10 protein-coding genes, 2 pseudogenes and 1 riboswitch are annotated in these 16538 nt (G+C 56.3%); all 12 genes and pseudogenes read right to left on the bottom strand.

What is annotated here, in order from left to right:
- Positions 1 to 69: 69 nt before the first annotated feature.
- Positions 70 to 169, bottom strand: a riboswitch (TPP riboswitch).
- 208 nt (positions 170 to 377) lie between these two features.
- The gene (locus ACI3EW_RS01850; RefSeq protein ID WP_368369087.1) at positions 378 to 578 is read right to left on the bottom strand and encodes a transposon-transfer assisting family protein; all 201 of its coding nucleotides are present in this window, start codon (positions 576 to 578) and stop codon (positions 378 to 380) included.
- A 3-nt stretch (positions 579 to 581) separates the two neighbouring features.
- Positions 582 to 5246 carry an LPD25 domain-containing protein gene (locus tag ACI3EW_RS01845; RefSeq protein ID WP_485663254.1) on the bottom strand — a complete coding sequence of 1555 codons (4665 nt, stop codon included), beginning with the start codon at positions 5244 to 5246 and terminating at the stop codon, positions 582 to 584.
- A 141-nt stretch (positions 5247 to 5387) separates the two neighbouring features.
- The gene (locus ACI3EW_RS01840) at positions 5388 to 7478 is read right to left on the bottom strand and encodes a DNA topoisomerase 3 (RefSeq protein WP_405579966.1); all 2091 of its coding nucleotides are present in this window, start codon (positions 7476 to 7478) and stop codon (positions 5388 to 5390) included.
- Positions 7475 to 8236 (bottom strand): DUF4366 domain-containing protein, encoded by a 762-nt coding sequence (locus ACI3EW_RS01835; RefSeq protein ID WP_368369091.1) that lies wholly within the window; start codon positions 8234 to 8236, stop codon positions 7475 to 7477. The genes ACI3EW_RS01840 and ACI3EW_RS01835 overlap by 4 nt, the downstream gene beginning before the upstream one ends.
- Positions 8223 to 8480, bottom strand: a complete 258-nt coding sequence (locus ACI3EW_RS01830) for a DUF4315 family protein (RefSeq protein WP_069423977.1) — start codon at positions 8478 to 8480, stop codon at positions 8223 to 8225. The genes ACI3EW_RS01835 and ACI3EW_RS01830 overlap by 14 nt, the downstream gene beginning before the upstream one ends.
- Positions 8481 to 8503: 23 nt before the next feature.
- On the bottom strand, positions 8504 to 10459 hold the full coding sequence (locus tag ACI3EW_RS01825; protein ID WP_368369092.1) for a C40 family peptidase: 1956 nt from the start codon (positions 10457 to 10459) through the stop codon (positions 8504 to 8506).
- A 19-nt stretch (positions 10460 to 10478) separates the two neighbouring features.
- On the bottom strand, positions 10479 to 12884 hold the full coding sequence (locus ACI3EW_RS01820; protein ID WP_405579961.1) for a VirB4-like conjugal transfer ATPase, CD1110 family: 2406 nt from the start codon (positions 12882 to 12884) through the stop codon (positions 10479 to 10481).
- Positions 12787 to 13236: a PrgI family protein gene (locus ACI3EW_RS01815; RefSeq protein ID WP_097777316.1), complete on the bottom strand. Its 450-nt coding sequence runs from the start codon at positions 13234 to 13236 to the stop codon at positions 12787 to 12789. The genes ACI3EW_RS01820 and ACI3EW_RS01815 overlap by 98 nt, the downstream gene beginning before the upstream one ends.
- Positions 13237 to 13242: 6 nt before the next feature.
- The gene (locus ACI3EW_RS01810; RefSeq protein ID WP_463680978.1) at positions 13243 to 13776 is read right to left on the bottom strand and encodes an MT-A70 family methyltransferase; all 534 of its coding nucleotides are present in this window, start codon (positions 13774 to 13776) and stop codon (positions 13243 to 13245) included.
- Positions 13777 to 13827: 51 nt separating this feature from the next.
- Entirely contained in the window at positions 13828 to 14691 is an 864-nt protein-coding gene (locus ACI3EW_RS01805) for a VirB6/TrbL-like conjugal transfer protein, CD1112 family (protein ID WP_005946756.1), read from the bottom strand.
- Positions 14692 to 14762: 71 nt separating this feature from the next.
- Positions 14763 to 14858, bottom strand: a pseudogene (locus tag ACI3EW_RS01800) (Maff2 family mobile element protein); the annotation flags it as partial.
- Positions 14859 to 14945: 87 nt separating this feature from the next.
- Positions 14946 to 16469, bottom strand: a pseudogene (locus ACI3EW_RS01795) (recombinase family protein); the annotation flags it as partial.
- Positions 16470 to 16538 lie beyond the last annotated feature (69 nt).

Below are 16538 nucleotides of genomic sequence, written 5' to 3'. Positions count from 1 at the left end.
CAAACACATATCATATCTTATTCAATTAAAAAAGGACATTCCCAAAACAGAGAATGTCCAAAAAATACGAATCTGTATTCTTCAGCTCCCTGCGTTGGTATTAGCCAACAGGTTCAAAGGGTCAGGTTTTAACCTTCTCAACTACAAGGTAGTCCCCCTGCTTGAGTATTATTATAGTTAAGAAGTCCCCAAAAGTCAAGTCTACGCATTTAGGGCGGTAAAAGTCCACGGAAATCAAGGGTTTTTCCGCATGGTCGGCAGGCAGGTGGATAAAGTTATCCTGTTCCCCTCAAAACAGGGTTCTAAATGCGGGAAAATGGACAAAAAAGAAGCGCCGGACGCAGAGGCTTTGACAGCCCCCGCGCCCGGCGTTTTGCTTATTCGTCTGTGAAGTGGAACTGCTGCGCCGCAAAGTCGGCGTCGCTCATGGCGTCCAGCTTATCGGCGGTCTGGCAGGCCAGCGCCGCCATTTCCTTGTCCATGTCCGGCAAAGCTGCCCGGAGATTTGCCGCCGTCCTGCGGCGGTCAGCGTTGTGGTACAGACAGATCAGGTTTTCTTCTTCCACGGTGAAATACATTCCTCATACCTCCATTTCTTTTGATTTTTCCCGCGCCGGGGGCTTCTTTTTCTGTTCCTCCTTGGCGGCGGCAAGCTGCGCCCGGATGGACGGTTTCTTTTGTTTCTGCGTCGTCTTTCGGGTCTGCTTGGGCTTTTTGGCCTCCGCCTTGGCTGCCTCGGCCACATCCAAAAGGGAAATCTGTTCCCCGGCTTTTGCCCTTGCTTCCAGTTCCTCCATAGACGGGGCGTTGTTCATCATGCCGTCGATCATGTTGTAGTTCTGTTCGGTGGACATTTCCGCCGTCTTGATATGGCTTTCCTGCTGGGCGGGGATGGCAAAGGCCCTTGTGCCGTTTGCCATAATCAGATACCTGCCGTCCTCCGACTGGTGGTGGAATCCATACCCGGCGGCCTCCATCTGTTCCCGACTCCTGTCGGTCAGATAGAAACGGCCTCTCGGCGTCTGGATTTGTTCGCCGGTCATGCACTCGTCTGGCGTGAGCTGCTTTTCCGGCTGGGCGAAAAACTCCGGCACCTGCCGGTAGTCGGCCCCCTCGTCCACATAATAGGCGGTCTGTTTCCCATCCTGCCGGAACACCACAATATCCCCCGTAGAGAGGGAATGTCCCTTGTAATCGGCGGGATGTTCTATGTTGAAGCGGCGGTAAATCTCGTCCAGTGTGGTGTCCTTGTCCAGCGGCGCGGTGTAGACAAGCTGATAATTCTTCCTGTCCACCGAAAGCCCGTCCGCCTGCAAGTCCTCATAGGAACGATAGCGGAAGTCGCGCCCCTCTGGGCCGGGCGGCACTTGGTAGATGGAAAAGTTGGGCTGCGCTGGTGCTTCATAATCAGAGGCAACATATTCCTCCACCGTCAGCCCGGCAGCGGCGGCCTCCTGTTCCAGCTCTGCCTCGATCTGTTTTTTGTAGTCTTGCAAACTCTGGTCGAAGTCGGCAAGCTGCGGCGGCTCCGGCAAGTGGTACTGGCCCTGATTGAGAAGCGGGCGGCACTCATTTACATAGTCTAAAACCGCGTTGAAATAAGCGGTCTGTTCCGGCGTCAGGGTTTCCCCGGATCGCAGGGGACGCCGGGCCTCCTGCTCCATAGCGGCCAGATTGCAATGCAGCTCCATATACGGGACGAACTCATGCAGCAACATATCCCGCTGGGCCTTGTCCGCCTCCCATGCCTCCGGCCCCTCATGGTGCAGCACATGGTTTTTCCAGCTTTCATCCTGCGCGTAGTATTCGTGGTAGCCCCGGATATGCTGGATCAGGGAACCGTCCCCGTCGCCAAAGTCCTGCCGTCCCTCGTAGCTGTCCGGCTGGCCCTGCATGGTAAAATCAATGCGGAACTTGGTCTTATCGTACCAATGGCCCGTATAACCCGGCTGCTCCCGGTCATGGCGTCTGGCGCTGTCCAGCTCTTTGAAAACGGCCTCGGCTTCATGCAACGGCATTTGCTGGCCGTCTTTCAAATGGGGGCTTTCACTCCAAAGGATCGTGACAACCGGCTCCGCTGCCGGATTCTGTGCGATCTGCCGCTGGGCGTTGGCAACGGCAATCTCACTTTCGATCTCGCTTTTCACAAAGGAATCCATCTGGCCCTTTTGCAGCTCATAGCCCTGTTCACACAGGCGGTTGATAAGCCCGATCACCTTGTCCGTATCTCCCACGGCCTCGGCATAGGCCACGATCAACTGCCGTTCTTCGCTGCCCAAACGCGGGGCGTTTTTCTCTGCCAGCTCGATCAGGGCGGTGGCCCGGTCAGCCGGGGACGCCTCCGGCATGAACGGCTTTCCATTCAAAAGGCCGTCGATCCCGTTCCACGCCTGCGGCCGGGGAATGGCGTTGGCCTGTTCAGCGGCTTCCAGAAAACCGTCCAGCCTGTCGCCGGTCAGGGGTTCCCTTGCCCCAGCCGGTAGCTCATGGATGGCAAGAATTTCTTTTCCGGCTTCCGCAAGGGACAGGTCGGGATTATCAAGCTGGCCTCCGTCCAGTTCCTTGTAGTCGGGGCCATACAGTGTGTAATCATAGCCGGTTTCCGATGTCTGGATATACAGGTAATCGCCGCTTTCCAGACGGTAGGCGGCCTCCTGCGGAGCTTCTGCCTGTTCCAGCGTTCCATCCCCGGCAATGGTAAAGCCCTGCGCCTGCGCCGCCTCCTTGGCTCCCTGCGACACTTCGCCGGTAGATTTCAAATCCGCTTCAATGAGGGTTTGCAGCATGGCTTTTACGCTGTCGGTCATTTCCTGCTGTTGCTCCGGGGGCAGCTTGGAAAATACGCTGTCCGGGTCTGGCTGCTCGGCGGCCTGTTCCAGCGGCGCGGCCTGCGGCTGTTCCTGCTGGGCCTGCCGTTCTTTCTGAAGCTGGGCAAGGTGGCCGTCAATGGTGGTAATCAGTTCATGGGCGGTGGCCCGGATGGTTTCAAGGGAGGCTTTCAGCTCTTTCAAGTCCTTGCCGGAACTCCAACCGGCCACATAGCCAAAGGAATAGTCGGAGGTGTCCAGCCCGTAGTGCTGGCAGACGGCATAGGCCACGCTTTCGGCCTGTACCTCGCGGGTGCGGCTGTCGGGGCGGTCGGCCTGCTCTATGGCCGGGGCTTCCGGGTCGATGGCGTGGAGCTTGGAATGGGCAATCTCGTGGATAGCCGTCTTTAGGGTCTGTAATTCGCTCATGCCCTCCTGAATGGCGATCCGCTTTTCCGTCAGGTGGTAGTAGCCGTGGGAACCGCCCGGAATGTCCTCAAAACCAATGGGAACCGGGGAGGTCTGTTCCAGCGCCTTGAAAAATTCCCCGTAGCGTTCCACGCTGCCGGTCAGTTCTTCCACGCCGATAGAGGGCAGCGGTTCCCCCTCGGTCTGGCTCACATCAAAGACGGAAACGATCTTAAAGGCCGGAACCTGTATTTCCTTTACTTCGGTAACAGGCTTTCCGTCCTTTCCCATCACCGGCCTGCCCTGTGCGTCCAGTTTTTGCACTTCCTTTTTTGCCTTGAACGGGGCTGGGGCCAGTATCTTGATGGCCTTTTCGCCTTTCCTCACATTGCGGTGAAAATCGTCCCGCCACTTGTTGTAGCCCGCCACAAGCTGTCCGCCCTGCATGGCGATCAGGAGGGTGTTGTTGAAGCTGTAACTGTGGAACTTGGACATGGTGGTGAGATAGGCTTTGTAGCGTTCACTCTCGAAAAGCTCCTGTATGCCGGTTTCCAGCCGGTCGGTGATCTCTTTCATGCGCTCGGCGCTGTTCTGGCCGTTTAAGAGAATGGGGGTAACAGGCTGCGGGGCCTTTGTAGGCGCTGCCGCCTCCGGCTGTACCTTGCTTTCCTCCCGCAGAATTTCCGGCGCAGGATAGGCCATCACCCGGTATTCCTCCGGCACTGGCCGTCCCTCATGGACGCGCTGCCATTTGTCGCTGGTTCGCAGAATATAGCCGTAATCGGTAAAGGTTCCCTGTTCCTCGTTGGCGATAAAACTTCCCAGCCGTTCCGTGTCAATGGCCGGTTTCCACGGGTCAGGAACGACAAACAGCCCGGAATCATTCAGATAATATTCCCCCAGACTGCGGTTGTCCTTGGCGTTGATTAAGACAAAACAATCGGTGTTTTCGGCGTAGTCCAAAAGCTGCCCGATGGTCTGCATTTTTGCCGGGGACTGCATGGCGGCGTTCAGCTCCGCAAGCTCCACGGCGTCCAGCCTTTGAAGCTGGACGGCAAGGAAGTTCAGTTCGTCCACGCTGGCGGCCTTGATTAAATCCTCCGGCAGTTCCAGCGGTTTTTCCTCCGGGGCGGAAAAGCCGCCAATGAACAAGTCCTGCTGGTTGTCGGCGGTGATGTGGATTTCCTTTAGGGCTTCCTGTACCTGTTCAGCGGAAGTCGGCAGGGAAAGCCAGTAGCCATGCGGCCCGCCGGTCTGCGCCTCGGCGCGGTTATCAAGAAAAATAGAAAATACTTCGTTCACGGGTTCCCTCCTTTCCGGGGTGGCTGCGGTCTGCTGCGGCTGCGCGGTTTCTTCCTGCGCGGGAAGCTCTGCGGCTTTTGCCGGTTCCTCTCCCTCAATGGTGTAGCCGGGGAGCAGGCAGCCGTTGACCTTGAAATAGTCGGCGTATTCCTTGGGGATGGCCGGGGAAATTTCGGTAAAGTAATGTTCATGGGCTTTAATCCGGCCATTCAGGTACTTGTCCAGTTCTTCCCGGCTGGAAAAGACTTTCCGATCCTGTCCGGCGATCTTGGCCTGCTGGTAGCTGCCCGGCGCGTTAGTGCGTAGGCTCCAGCGGAGCGTCCACGAGTAGGGAACGGATTTTGGGGCGGCGCTGTCATACCGGGTGTTCTCGGAAATGGAGTAATCCATCTGGTAAACCATGTTGCTGCGGATATGGCGGTATTCGTCCGGGGCCTCCCACTGGTTTGCGGTGTGGGTGACGGGAAGCGTCCGGGCATATTCAAGAGCTTTGTCCAGAAACAGGGTTCTTCCGGCCTGTTCCTCCCATGCGGTGGCCTGTTCTTTCAGGCGGTCAAACACTTCCTGTTCTGCGGCGGCGCTTTCCGCCCGCAGGGAAAGAAGCTCCGCAAGGGGCAGCTTTACCATTTCGGAAAGATCGGCCTTGCCGCTTTCAAAGTAAATCCGGCGCTCGATCCGCATAGTGCTGGCCGGTTCTAAATCGTCATGGTCGTAGGAGCTGTAAGACATTTTGGTTTCACATCCTTTCTATGGTGGTGATCTGATACAAGGGGGTTGGGGCTTCCCCAAAGAGAAAATCCCCGGCCCGGCAGGTGCGCCGGGTCAGGGATTTTGCCGGGAGTGTGGCTACACTCCCTATGCTTGCTGTTTTTAGTTTTTGCCCCTCTGTTCCACGCGGTAGTTCACATACTTGCCGCCGGTATCGGCCAAAAGCACCGTTCCGTCATAGGTCTTGCCGGTTTTTAGGGAGCGCAGGCCCTTTACCTTTGCCTTTCCGTCTTTAAGGAGCGCGGCGGCGATTTTCGGGGTGAACGCCTTGCCCCGTTCCTCAAAAAATCGGTCATTCTTCCACATGACAAACTGGCAGCTTCGGTTTCCGCAGTAGTAGTTCTTTTTGCCCTCGTAGACGCTTTCCCCGCAGCGCGGACATTCGCCGATAACCACACGCTCGGCTTGAAACAACTTCTGCGCGTCCTCGCTGATCTGAGAGTAGTTTGCGATCAGGCCCCTTGTCATTTCTGCAATGCCAGCCATGAAGCCCTCCGGGTCGGCCTGCCCCTTGGCAATGGCCGTCAGCTCCGTTTCCCACTGTGCCGTAAGCTGGGGAGAGGTCAGCACCTCCGGCAGCACACAGGCAAGGTTGTGGCCGTCCTTGGTGGGAAGTAGCTGTTTGCCCCTGCGCTCCACAAAGCCCATCTGCACCAGCTTTTCTAAGATGGAGGCGCGGGTGGCCGGGGTTCCCAATCCCTGCCGCTCGGCGTCCTCCGGCAGATCGTCCGCACCGGCGCGCTCCATAGCGGAAAGCAGGGTATCTTCCGTGTAGGATTTTGGCGGTGTTGTGAAATGTTCGGTGACGGCGGCAGTTACCTTGTCAAAGGTCTGTCCCTCGGTAATTTTGGGAAGTTCCTGCGCAGGCTCCGGGGCGGTGTCGTCGGCGTCTGTTTTGAACGACGCCTTAAAGCGGCGGTCAAGCTCTTTCCAGCCGGGGGTCAGGATGGTTTTTCCCTTGGCGGTAAAGGTGTTCCCGGCACAGGTGAATGTAGCGGTGACAGCTTCGTACACATGGGGCGCGGCCACGGCGCACAGCAGCTTGCAGCACACAAGGGACAACAGTTTCTTTTCCCCCTCGGCCAGCCCGTCAAAGCCTTTCTGCACAAATTCCATCGTCGGGACAATGGCGTGGTGGTCGCTCACCTTTTTGCTGTTCAGCACCCGGCCAAACTGCGGGGACAGATCAAGCCCCGCCGCAAAGGGCAGCAACGGCCACAGGCCGGACACAAGGCTTTCCGCCGTCGGCAGCATATCGTCGGTCAAATACTGGCTGTCGGTGCGGGGATAGGTCAGCAGCTTCTTTTCGTAAAGCTGCTGGGCATAGTCAAGGGTCTGCTTGGCGGTAAATCCAAACAGGCGGTTTGCCTCCCGCTGCAAGGTGGTGAGGTCATAGAGGCGGGGCGGCTGCTCCGTCTTTTTCTCCCGTGTTACCGACACACAAACGGCCTGCGCCGTTTCACAGGCGGCTTTCAGGGCCTTGGCGTCGTCTGCGTTTCCCATGCGTTCACTGGCCGCCTCCATGCCGCCCGCCGCGATCTGGACGATGTGGTATTTCTCTTTCTGAAAGCTGCTGATCTTGGCCTCCCGGTCAACCAGCATTTTCAGGGTCGGCGTCTGGACACGGCCCACGGTCAGGGTCTTGTGGTAGAGGATGGAGAAAAGTCTTGTCGCGTTGATCCCCACCAGCCAATCCGCCTGCGCCCGGCAAAGGGCCGACTGATACAGGTTATCATAATCGGCTCCCGGTTTCAGGTGGGCAAAGCCGTCTTTAATGGCCGCATCCTCCATGCTGGAAATCCAAAGGCGCTGAAACGGTTTCTTGCAGCCCGCCATCTGGTAGACGAAACGGAAAATCAATTCCCCCTCGCGCCCGGCGTCGGTGGCGCACACAAGGCCGGTGACATCGGGGCGCTCCATCAAAGAACGCAGGGTGTCAAACTGCTTTTTCTTATCGTCGGGAATGATGTACTGCCATTCCTGCGGCAGAATCGGCAGGTCGTCATAGCGCCATTTTTTGAAACGCTCGTCATAAGTCCCAGCGTCGGCAAGGGAAACAAGGTGGCCGATACACCAGCTCACCAGATAGCCGTTCCCCTCCATATAGCCGTCCTGTTTCTTGTCCGCGCCGATCACACCCGCAATGCTGCGGGCTACGCTTGGTTTCTCTGCAATTACTAACTGATAGCTCATACTTCGTCCTCCTTATTTCCATCTTCGTCTGTCATATCCTCGTCCGGCTCCGGGGCTTCGTCCTCGTCGTCCTCGTCCTCTCCAAAGTCATACTCGGCCAGATCGTCATTTCCTGTGGTGTCAGCTTTTTCCTTTTTGAATTTCAGGAAGTAGAGGGCTGCGCCGCCGCCCAGCAGCACTATCACAAAGAACACCACAAGGCCGCCCATGCCGCTTGGCTTTTCCTCCTGCGGCTTTTCTTCCTCCGGCTGGGGCTTCGGCTCCGGCCCGTTGCAGGCGGTCAGGTTGTTTTTACAGACCGGGCAGGCCGTATTGACGGCCCCGGCTTGACATTTGGCCGTACAGGTGCAGACCTCCGGCTCTTTTTTCCCGTCCTCCAACAAGGCTTGCAGGTCGGCGTCGTCCACTTGGTTGAGGAAATGCACCGCTGTTTCCTTGTCCTCGTTGGCCCGGTCGATCAGGATATAAAAATAATTCCCGGCCTTGGTGGTGACGGTGATAAGCTGCTTATCCCCGAAAAAATCATCCACCAGCGTAGCGTTGCCCTGCGGGGTGACGGGTACGCCCACCGGCTCCATGCCGCCGGTGGTAGGTTCTTCGGTTTCCTCCGGCACTTCTGCGGGGGCCTCGGTGGTTTCCGGCAGCGGCACAGGGTCAGGGTCAGCGCCTCCGGCGTAGGCGGTAACAGTCGTGGTCGCCATGCAGAGCGCAGCGGCCACAGCCAGCGTCAAAGTGCGGAACAGTTTAGATTTCTTCATGGGCGTTGTCCTCCTGTTCAAAGTCCGGGATCGGGGCCGGGGCCGCCTGCAACGCGCCGCCGCGCACAAAGGCGGCGAACTCCTGCGGGGTCATGTTGAGGCCGCGCACAAGCTGGACGATCTGCAAGTTTTCCTGTTCGGTCTTGGCCGCTTCCAGCTCCCGAAGCTGCTTTTGCAGCTCCGCGATCTTGCCCTTGGTTTTCTCAATATCCTTTTCAATGCGCTCCAATTTGTTCATTGCCATAGTCAAAAACTCCTTTCTGGCGTTTAAGGCAAACGCCCGTAACAATAAAAATGCTGCTGCCAGTAGCTTGAATTGAGGTTCGTGTAGGAAATGGGGTCGCCGCAGTGCAGCATGACCGAATTTCCTACATACAGCCCCACATGGGACATCCCGGCAGTGTCGTAAGTGCCGACGAAAAATACAAGGTCGCCGGGCTTGGCCTGCTCCGGGGAAACAGGGGTGCAGATGTTGTAAAGCCCCTGCGCCGTCTGGCGTCCCACATTCCAGCCGGAATGATTGATAACCCAGCTAATGAAGCCGGAACAATCAAAGCTGGTGCTTGGGGAGCTGCCGCCCCACACATAGGGATAGCCCACATACTTTTCCGCCTCCGCGATCATGGCGGCAAAGGCTTCGTCCTTTAGCGCCTCCGGGGGAATTTCATAGTAGGTCGGCTCTTTCGGGGTGGAGGCGTGGGGATAGCTGTCGTTGGGAAACAGGTCTGGCCGGTTGCCCAAAGTCTGCATATAGGCAGCATAAAAGCCCATCTGTTCCTCGGTGAGAATGTAGATGGGCAGGTGGGACAGGTCAAAGTTTTCCAGCTTCACATTACAGATATAGTAGGTGTAGGGGACTTCCACGGTGTAGGTGTTTCCCTCGCTGTCCGTCCTCGTTTCGGTGCGGTAGCGGGTTTCCGTTTCGATGGTCTGGGTCAGGATGTACTGCTTTTCAAAAAGCATGGCAAGGTCGCCCTGTACCTCCCCCAAAGTGAACACGCCGTTATGCAGCGCGGAGAGGATGGAGGTCAGCACATAGGGGTCATGCTTGATCTCGTCCAGATCGAAACGGTATTCGTCATAGCCGGGGTGCAGGCTTTCGTAGTTGTCAAGTTCATGCTGCAAGTCTGCTTCCAGCGCGGCATAGGCGGCTTCGGCCCCCAGCATATCGCTGTCCTCGGAGAGATAGGAGGTGGCGGCAAGGCCCGTCCCGGTGCTGCCAAACATGGCGGTGCAGGATTGCAGGCCGCCCATCACCAGCAGGAACATAAGGCCCACGCCGCCGACGATCAGCGCCCCTTTCCAGTGCCGGGCGGCAAAGGACGCGGCCTGTCTGCTTTTCTCTGCGGCTTTCTTGGCTGCGGCAGCCGTGGTCTTGGCGGTGCTTGCCGCCCCCTGTGCGGTCTGGCCCGCCGCCCTTGCTGCCTTGGCGTATTCCCGCTTGATGTGCTGTTTCTGCCAGAAGCGGGAAACGGGATTTTTGGCCGCCTGCGCCAGCTCCGGGTTGTCCCGCAGGGATTTTTGATACGCAAACTCGGCGTTGGCGGCGATGGACTTTCGCTCGGCCTTGGCGGCGGCCCGGTAGGGTTTGAGCTTATGGCGGTGGACGCCGCTGCGGATCATGCGGCCCGCCTGCCGTTCCGCCAGTTCCTCCCCCTTGTGGCCGCCCTCCACGCCCACATTTTCGTGTTCTACCTCATGGATTTTTCCGTGGAGGTAAAGCCCGGCTTCCTGTATGGGACGGCTGGCCGGGTTTGGTTTGAGCTGGGGAGGGGCTTTCTCCACCTTGTCAAAATACAGCCTGCTTTTGGCCTTGCCCTTGGCCTCGTCATAGACGGTTTCCTTGGTGACGACGCGCTTTTTCGGCAGGGTTTCTTTGGCCGCTTCCAGCTTATCCGCCCGTTTTTCCGCCTTTTTGATATACGGGGCCAGCTCCGGGGAGGCCCGTTCCTCGGCGGTAAACTGCAACCGGGAAACGGGGCCGGTGGCCTGCGCCACGGTTTCCCCGGCGTCCTTGGCCGCTTTCTTTGCCTTGTGGCGGTCGTGCAGTTCATCCGCCCGTTCCAGTATTTTTTCCGCCGCCCCCTCCGGCTGGGCGGTGTATTCCTGCTCGGCCTCCCGGCTGGACACATTGACGCTTTCGCCTGTGGTCTGGTTATCCAGCGTCAGGCCGTCGCGGGTCATGTGCTGCGTTACCTTGTCGCGGGGTTTTAAGGGTTCCATGACTTCACCTCCTTGTGCCTCATACCGTCGCCCCCTCGCCTAACCGGGTCGTCATGATCTGGTAGATCTGGGTGTTTTTCGGGATGGGGTTCTTAAAGGGCAGGATCACATTTTCGTAAATGAGAAGCCCCTCGCCGGGTTCGGAATTGTCCACATACCGTAATTGCTGGGGTGAAATGTTCAGCCGTTCCGCAAGGATTTTGCGGTCGCCGCTGGCCTGATTGAGCAGGCAGATAAAGTCGCTGTTTTCCAAAATGTTCTCAATTTCCGGGGAGGAAAGCAGGTCTTTCACATTCTGCGTGGCACCTGTGGGAACCCCGCCCCACTTACGGAAACGCTTCCAAATTTCGCAGGAAAAGGCCGCCGTCTGTTCCTCACGCAAAAGCAGGTGGAACTCATCACAGAAATACCATGTCGCCTTGCCCTTGCTGCGGTTTTGGGTGACGCGCCCCCAAATCTGGTCTTGGACAATGAGCATACCGATTTTCTTTAGCTGCTTGCCCAGCTCCTTGATGTCAAAGGCCACAATGCGGTTTTGAATGTCGATGTTGGTTCTGTGGTTGAACACATTTAGGCTGCCGGACACATACAGGTCAAGGGCCTGCGCCACCCGGTCAGCCTCCGGGATATGCTGGTCTAACAGGGCTTTGTGCAGGTCTGCAAGGATGGGCATATTTTCCGGCTTGGGGTTTGCCAGATAAGGCCGGTAGATCACCTGTACCGCCCGGTCGATCACCGTCTTTTCAATGGCTTCCAGCCCGTTCTTGCCGCCCATGACAAGCTCACAGAACGACAGCACAAAGTCGGATTTCAAGGCCAGCGGGTTTTCATCCTCGGAGTAATTCAGGTTGATGTCCAGCGGGTTCACATAGTTTTTGCTGGTAGGCGACAGCTTCACCACCTGCCCATGCAGCCGCTTCACAAGGGGGTAATACTCGGCTTCTGGATCACAGATATACACATCGTCCGGGGTGCAGAGGAACACGCTCAAAATTTCGGATTTACAGCTCATACTTTTGCCGCTTCCCGGTGTCCCCAGCTTTAGCCCGTTGGGACACCTCGCCCGTTTGCGGTCGAGCATAATCATGTTGCCGGTCTTGGCGTTGATCCCGTAATACATGGCGTCGCCGCCCTGAAAAAGCTCCTGCGTCACAAAGGGGACGAACACGGCCACGCTGGAAGTCGTCAGGGAGCGTTCAATCTGGATGTGGCTGGCCCCCAGCGGCAGGCTGCTCATAAGCCCCTGTTCCTGCTGGTAGTCCAACCGCACAAGGGAACAGTTGTACTTCTGGGCAATCCCGGCAGCCCAGAACACATCGTTTTCCAGCTTTTGCCGGGTGTCTGCGGTGTTCAGCACCAAAAAGGTAAGCTGGAACATCCGTTCATTCCGGCTCTGCAAGGTCTTTAACAGCTCCTTGGCGTCCTGCCCGTAGGTGGCAAGGTCGCTGGGAAGTATATCCATGTCGTAACCACTTCTTACCGCCCGTTTCTGTTCCTGAATCTTCATGGCGTCAAGGTCGGTGATCTTGCGCTTGACCGTCTTAATGGCGTCGCTCTGGTCGATGGCCTGCACATGGAGGTTCACCACAATGCCGTTTTCTGTGTTGAGGAAGTCGGCCAGCATTTCATCCGACAGCTCCGGGGAGAGGATTTGCAGGAAGCTCACCGCCCCGTATTTGCCGCCCAGCCCGAACATCCGGGCATTGCCGAAGCGGAACGAGGACGGGGCGATAAAGTCCTTGGTGGAAAGCCCCGACGGGGCAAGCCACTTCCAGTCAAAAGAAAACGGCTCCCCGTCCGGGTGGAAAATGCTGTGCATGACTTCCAGCCGCTGCTTGGCGTCCAGTCCCCACGCGGAGGCCCCCATGCTCTTGAAATAGCCCAAAAGGTCGGTTTCGATCCGGCGCAGTCTGGCGCGGGCCATTTTCAGGCTGTCCGCCTCAATGGTGTAGGTCACAAATTTCCGCTTCATCAGGCCGTTGTTCCCGTTCACAAGCTGGTCTTGCAAAATGTCGGAATACTCGCTGCGGATGTCGTCGAAGTCGTCCCCCTGCGCCCGGATTTCAAAGCTCTTGGCGTACTGCTTGGGGTCAATCTTGCAGTTGATAAAGGAAAACTGCACATGAATGGAGGCGTCCAGATAGTTGTAGAGGTCGCACAGGTTTTCAAAGATGGCGGTCTTGGTGTCCGCCTGCGCCAGTTGGTAGCTGATGTCCGTAAACTCAATGCACTTGGAAAAGGTGCGGGGCGTCACCCGGCATACGCCGTCCTGATACATGGCCTCATAGGGAATACTGGTCTGCGCCGAATGGGGCTTGCCGTCGCCCTTATACTTTCGGATGACAGCCTGAATTTCTTTCTTTTCGGCGCGGGTGAGCTTGACCGGCGCTTTTGCGCTCGTTTCGTTCTTTTGCTTTTTGGACAATGGCGTTGACCTCCTTTTCCATTTGGGATTGCCGCACAAGGGCGGTATAAGCGTTGTTGGTCTGGTAGGGGCGTTCCTTGGGCTGGATGAAGCAGCACTCGACGATCTGGCGCGCCACCACTTCAAGGGGCTGGCCGTGTTTTTCGTAAAGCGCCAGCAGAAAGCCCGGCAGCATGGCGAACACCATAATGAGCGCCGCCGCGCTGGTCGGGACGCGGCCCCGGATCAAAAAGAAAAGCGGGATGCCTACAAGCAGCGCACCGCCAAAACAAATGAGCTGGCGTTTCGTCAGCCCGAATACTACCTTGGATTTGACCTTGGTTAAATCCTTGGGGACAGTTACATAAGCCATAAAAAGTCACCTCGTTTCTGGTACGGACAGGGAAAAATCGCTGTCCAATTCATTGCCCCACACATCCCAGCCGGGGGTTTTCTGTCTGGCAAACAGTTCTGCGCGGGGCAGGTCGCCCGCAAGGGCTATGATTTTCTCGCGGGTAATGTCTGGTTTCTTGCTGTGTTCCTCCACCGGGGAAATGATAAACTGATGGACGCTTTTGGAGTAACGCTTGGGATGGCCCCGCTTGGCAAGCAGGCAGATTTCCGCGTTTCCTCTCGTCCAATAGCCCAGTCCGTAAAACCATGTGGGGCTTTTGCGGTTCAATTTCAGCCAGACAAAGGCCACGGTCTTAAAGGAAAAGCCCCACGCCTTAATCAGACGCAGCGCCTCCGGGAGCTGTGGGAAAGTCGCCCACAAAAACAAGAGGCAGTCTTTTCCCGCCAGCGTTTCCACCGGCAGGGCGCACAGATCGTCAATGCTCATGGTGGGATAGTGATGTTCCGCCGCCCCTGTCCGTTTGCACTCATATCTCCACGGCGGGTCGGCGTAAAGGATGTTGTAGGTTTTCTTTTGTGTTTCCTCGATGGTTGGTATTCCTCCTGTCTGTCAATGTGCGGTAAATACGGCTTTCGATATGCTGCCGGTCTTGAACAGACAGAAGCAAAGCAAAACGGTATAGCCCATACAGCCCCAGATCGCGCCGGATATGTCGTCGGCGGTTCCGATCTGCTGGATCAGCACCGCATAAATCCCGACAACCACCATGATTAAAAAGGCTTGGAAGCCCAGCGCAAGCAGGGATTTCAAGTAGTTCTGGCCCATGCCGCGCCACTCTGCATTGCCCAGCGTGGCAAGGGGGATCGGCCCCAATGCGGTCACGGCGTAAATTTCAATCATTCTTCCATAGGTCACAAGGAAAATGCAGATGGAAAGAATGTTCATCGTCAGCCCCACAACAAGGGTCTGGAACCACAGGCCCAGCAGCGGCCCGATGTCCATTGCTTCAAGGCGGCTTTCCAGATCGGGCAGCAGCGTGTCAAAATCAATGCTGGTATCTCCGATAATCACCCCGGCGCTTTGGTTGACGACCTGCTGGGTGGCGTCAAACACGCCCATGACGATATTCCATGTGTTCGTCACAATGAGAATGGCAAAGGCGCTTTTGAAAATCCAGCGGAAGAACATGGAGCTGTCGAAGTCGTGCATATTGTTCTTTTCCACGATCATGTCGATCAGCTCATAGCACATCACAAGGGCGAGAATGGCCGCCGCAATGGGGACGATCACCGTTTCGGACAGGTTTTGCAGCATGGAGAAAATGCCGCCGTTCCAGTCCTGCGGGGTACTGCCCACATCCGACGCGATTTCCCCGACTTTGGTATTGACTGTGTTAAACAGGCCGGACAGGTTGCCCATGATACCGTCGATCAGGATTCCTTTGATCCATTCCCCGATTAAATCACCAATCATGTGGGGACACCTCCTTTCCCGCGCCCTCCCAGATCAGAGAGGGCGCGGAGGGTTTTCTAACACACATGGGGTTATCCCAGCAGCCCGGACAGCAGCGGAACAAGGGTCATGCCGATCAGGGCAACGCCTCCTCCGGCGACAAGCTGCTTGATTCCTTGGCTCTTTGCTTATGTGTGATAAAGAAGTAATAGAAGTGTAAAAAATTTTGCCTTTCCTATCCGATACTTGTCTTTGGTATCGGATAGGGCAGGCGGTCATTCGGGCAAGTCCACCTTGCCGACGAAAGAATAGTAAATCTCAATATCCTGTCTGCGTGTGCCGTTTTCATCGTAGCTGCACTCATGCACAACGATTTTCTCTACAAACTCACGTAAGAGGGTGTGGGTCAGTTCTTCAAAGTTCATGTGCTTGCGGACAATGTTCATAAACTTTTCTGCGTTTACGGTAGCTTCCTGTGCTTTGGAAAGCTCCGCCTGTATTCTGGCAACACGCTCTTTCAATTCCTGCTGTTCGGCTTCATAGTCTGCCGAAAGCTCCGTGAAACGCTCGTCAGAAATGCGACCGCTTACGCTGTCCTCATACAGCCGCTTGAAAATAGCGGAAAGTTCACCGATACGCTTTTCGGCAGCTTCCAGTTCCTTTTTCTTGGCGGCGTTCCGGCGTTTGCCGCCGTCCTCGTTCTGCTCGATCAGCAGCTTCATAAAACGGGCTTCATGCTTTGCCGCATAGCTCGTCACTTTCCGTAGATTGGAGAGAACGCCCGCAGTCAAAAGGTCGGTGCGGATAAAATGTGCGGTGCAGTCATGGGTGCGCTTCTTGTAGTTCCCGCAGATATAGCAGTCCTGTTTCCGCTTATCGGTCTGGTAACGCTGCTGATACATGACGCTGCCGCAGTCCGCGCAAAAGAGCATACCAGAGAACAAGCCCACTTCATCATAGCGGTTGGGGCGTTTGCGCTGCTTGCGTAATTCCTGCACACGCTCCCATGTCTGGGTGTCGATGATAGGCTCATGGTGGTTCTCGAAAACTGCCTGTTTCTCAATGGGATTTTCTATGCTGTGCTTGGTCTTGTAGGACGGTTTCTCCGTCTTGAAGTTCACCAAACAGCCCATGTACTCCCGGTTTTCAAGGATATGCACCACGGTATTTGTCGCCCATTTGCACTCATAGCCGGGGTGATAGCGGCGTGTGCTGCCCGTCCTGCGGTATTCCAGCGTTCCCGGCGTTGGGATTTCCTGCTCGGTCAGCATACGGGCTATCTTGGTCGGACCGTTCCCGGCAAGGCACAGACGGTATATCTGCTTGACCACGGGTGCGGCTTCCTCGTCAATGATGAAGTTTTCGTCCTCGTCCATGAGGTAGCCGTACACGGGTTTGCTCGTAACAGGCTTGCCGCTCATGCCTTTTGACCGTTTTACAGCTTTGATTTTCTTACTCGTATCTCTCACCAGCCATTCGTTGAAAATGTTCCGCAGAGGGGCAAAATCATTATCGCCCTGTGCGCTGTCCACTCCGTCATTGATAGCGATGAAGCGGACACCTTTCTGTGGGAAAATCATTTCCGTGTACATTCCCACTTGCAGGTAGTTTCGCCCTAACCGTGACATATCCTTTACGATAACGGTAGCCACTTTCCCGGCTTCAATGTCCGCAAGCATGGATTGAAAACCGGGTCTTTGAAAGTTCGCACCAGAATAGCCATCGTCCGTGTACCAGCGTAGATTGGAAAAACCGTTCTGCTTTGCGTAGGTTTCAAGAATACGCTTCTGAGATGGAATTTGTCAAGGGGCTTTTCTGCAAAACACAATGTTTCTGAAAATAGCGTTCAAAATATATGCAGAGCCGTT

The organism is Pilosibacter rotomagensis (assembly GCF_045062245.2).
In the GTDB taxonomy this organism is placed as follows: domain Bacteria; phylum Bacillota; class Clostridia; order Lachnospirales; family Lachnospiraceae; genus Pilosibacter.
Note: the sequence above shows the minus strand (reverse complement) of the source record. Positions and strands in the feature narration are given on the sequence as shown.

What these genes read in the sequence shown, in the direction of transcription:
- ACI3EW_RS01850 (WP_368369087.1), bottom strand. Translation starts at nt 578, where the DNA reads ATGTATTTCACCGTGGAAGAAGAAAACCTGATCTGTCTGTACCACAAC.
- ACI3EW_RS01845 (WP_485663254.1), bottom strand. Translation starts at nt 5,246, where the DNA reads ATGTCTTACAGCTCCTACGACCATGACGATTTAGAACCGGCCAGCACT.
- ACI3EW_RS01840 (WP_405579966.1), bottom strand. Translation starts at nt 7,478, where the DNA reads ATGAGCTATCAGTTAGTAATTGCAGAGAAACCAAGCGTAGCCCGCAGC.
- ACI3EW_RS01835 (WP_368369091.1), bottom strand. Translation starts at nt 8,236, where the DNA reads ATGAAGAAATCTAAACTGTTCCGCACTTTGACGCTGGCTGTGGCCGCT.
- ACI3EW_RS01830 (WP_069423977.1), bottom strand. Translation starts at nt 8,480, where the DNA reads ATGGCAATGAACAAATTGGAGCGCATTGAAAAGGATATTGAGAAAACC.
- ACI3EW_RS01825 (WP_368369092.1), bottom strand. Translation starts at nt 10,459, where the DNA reads ATGGAACCCTTAAAACCCCGCGACAAGGTAACGCAGCACATGACCCGC.
- ACI3EW_RS01815 (WP_097777316.1), bottom strand. Translation starts at nt 13,236, where the DNA reads ATGGCTTATGTAACTGTCCCCAAGGATTTAACCAAGGTCAAATCCAAG.
- ACI3EW_RS01805 (WP_005946756.1), bottom strand. Translation starts at nt 14,691, where the DNA reads ATGATTGGTGATTTAATCGGGGAATGGATCAAAGGAATCCTGATCGAC.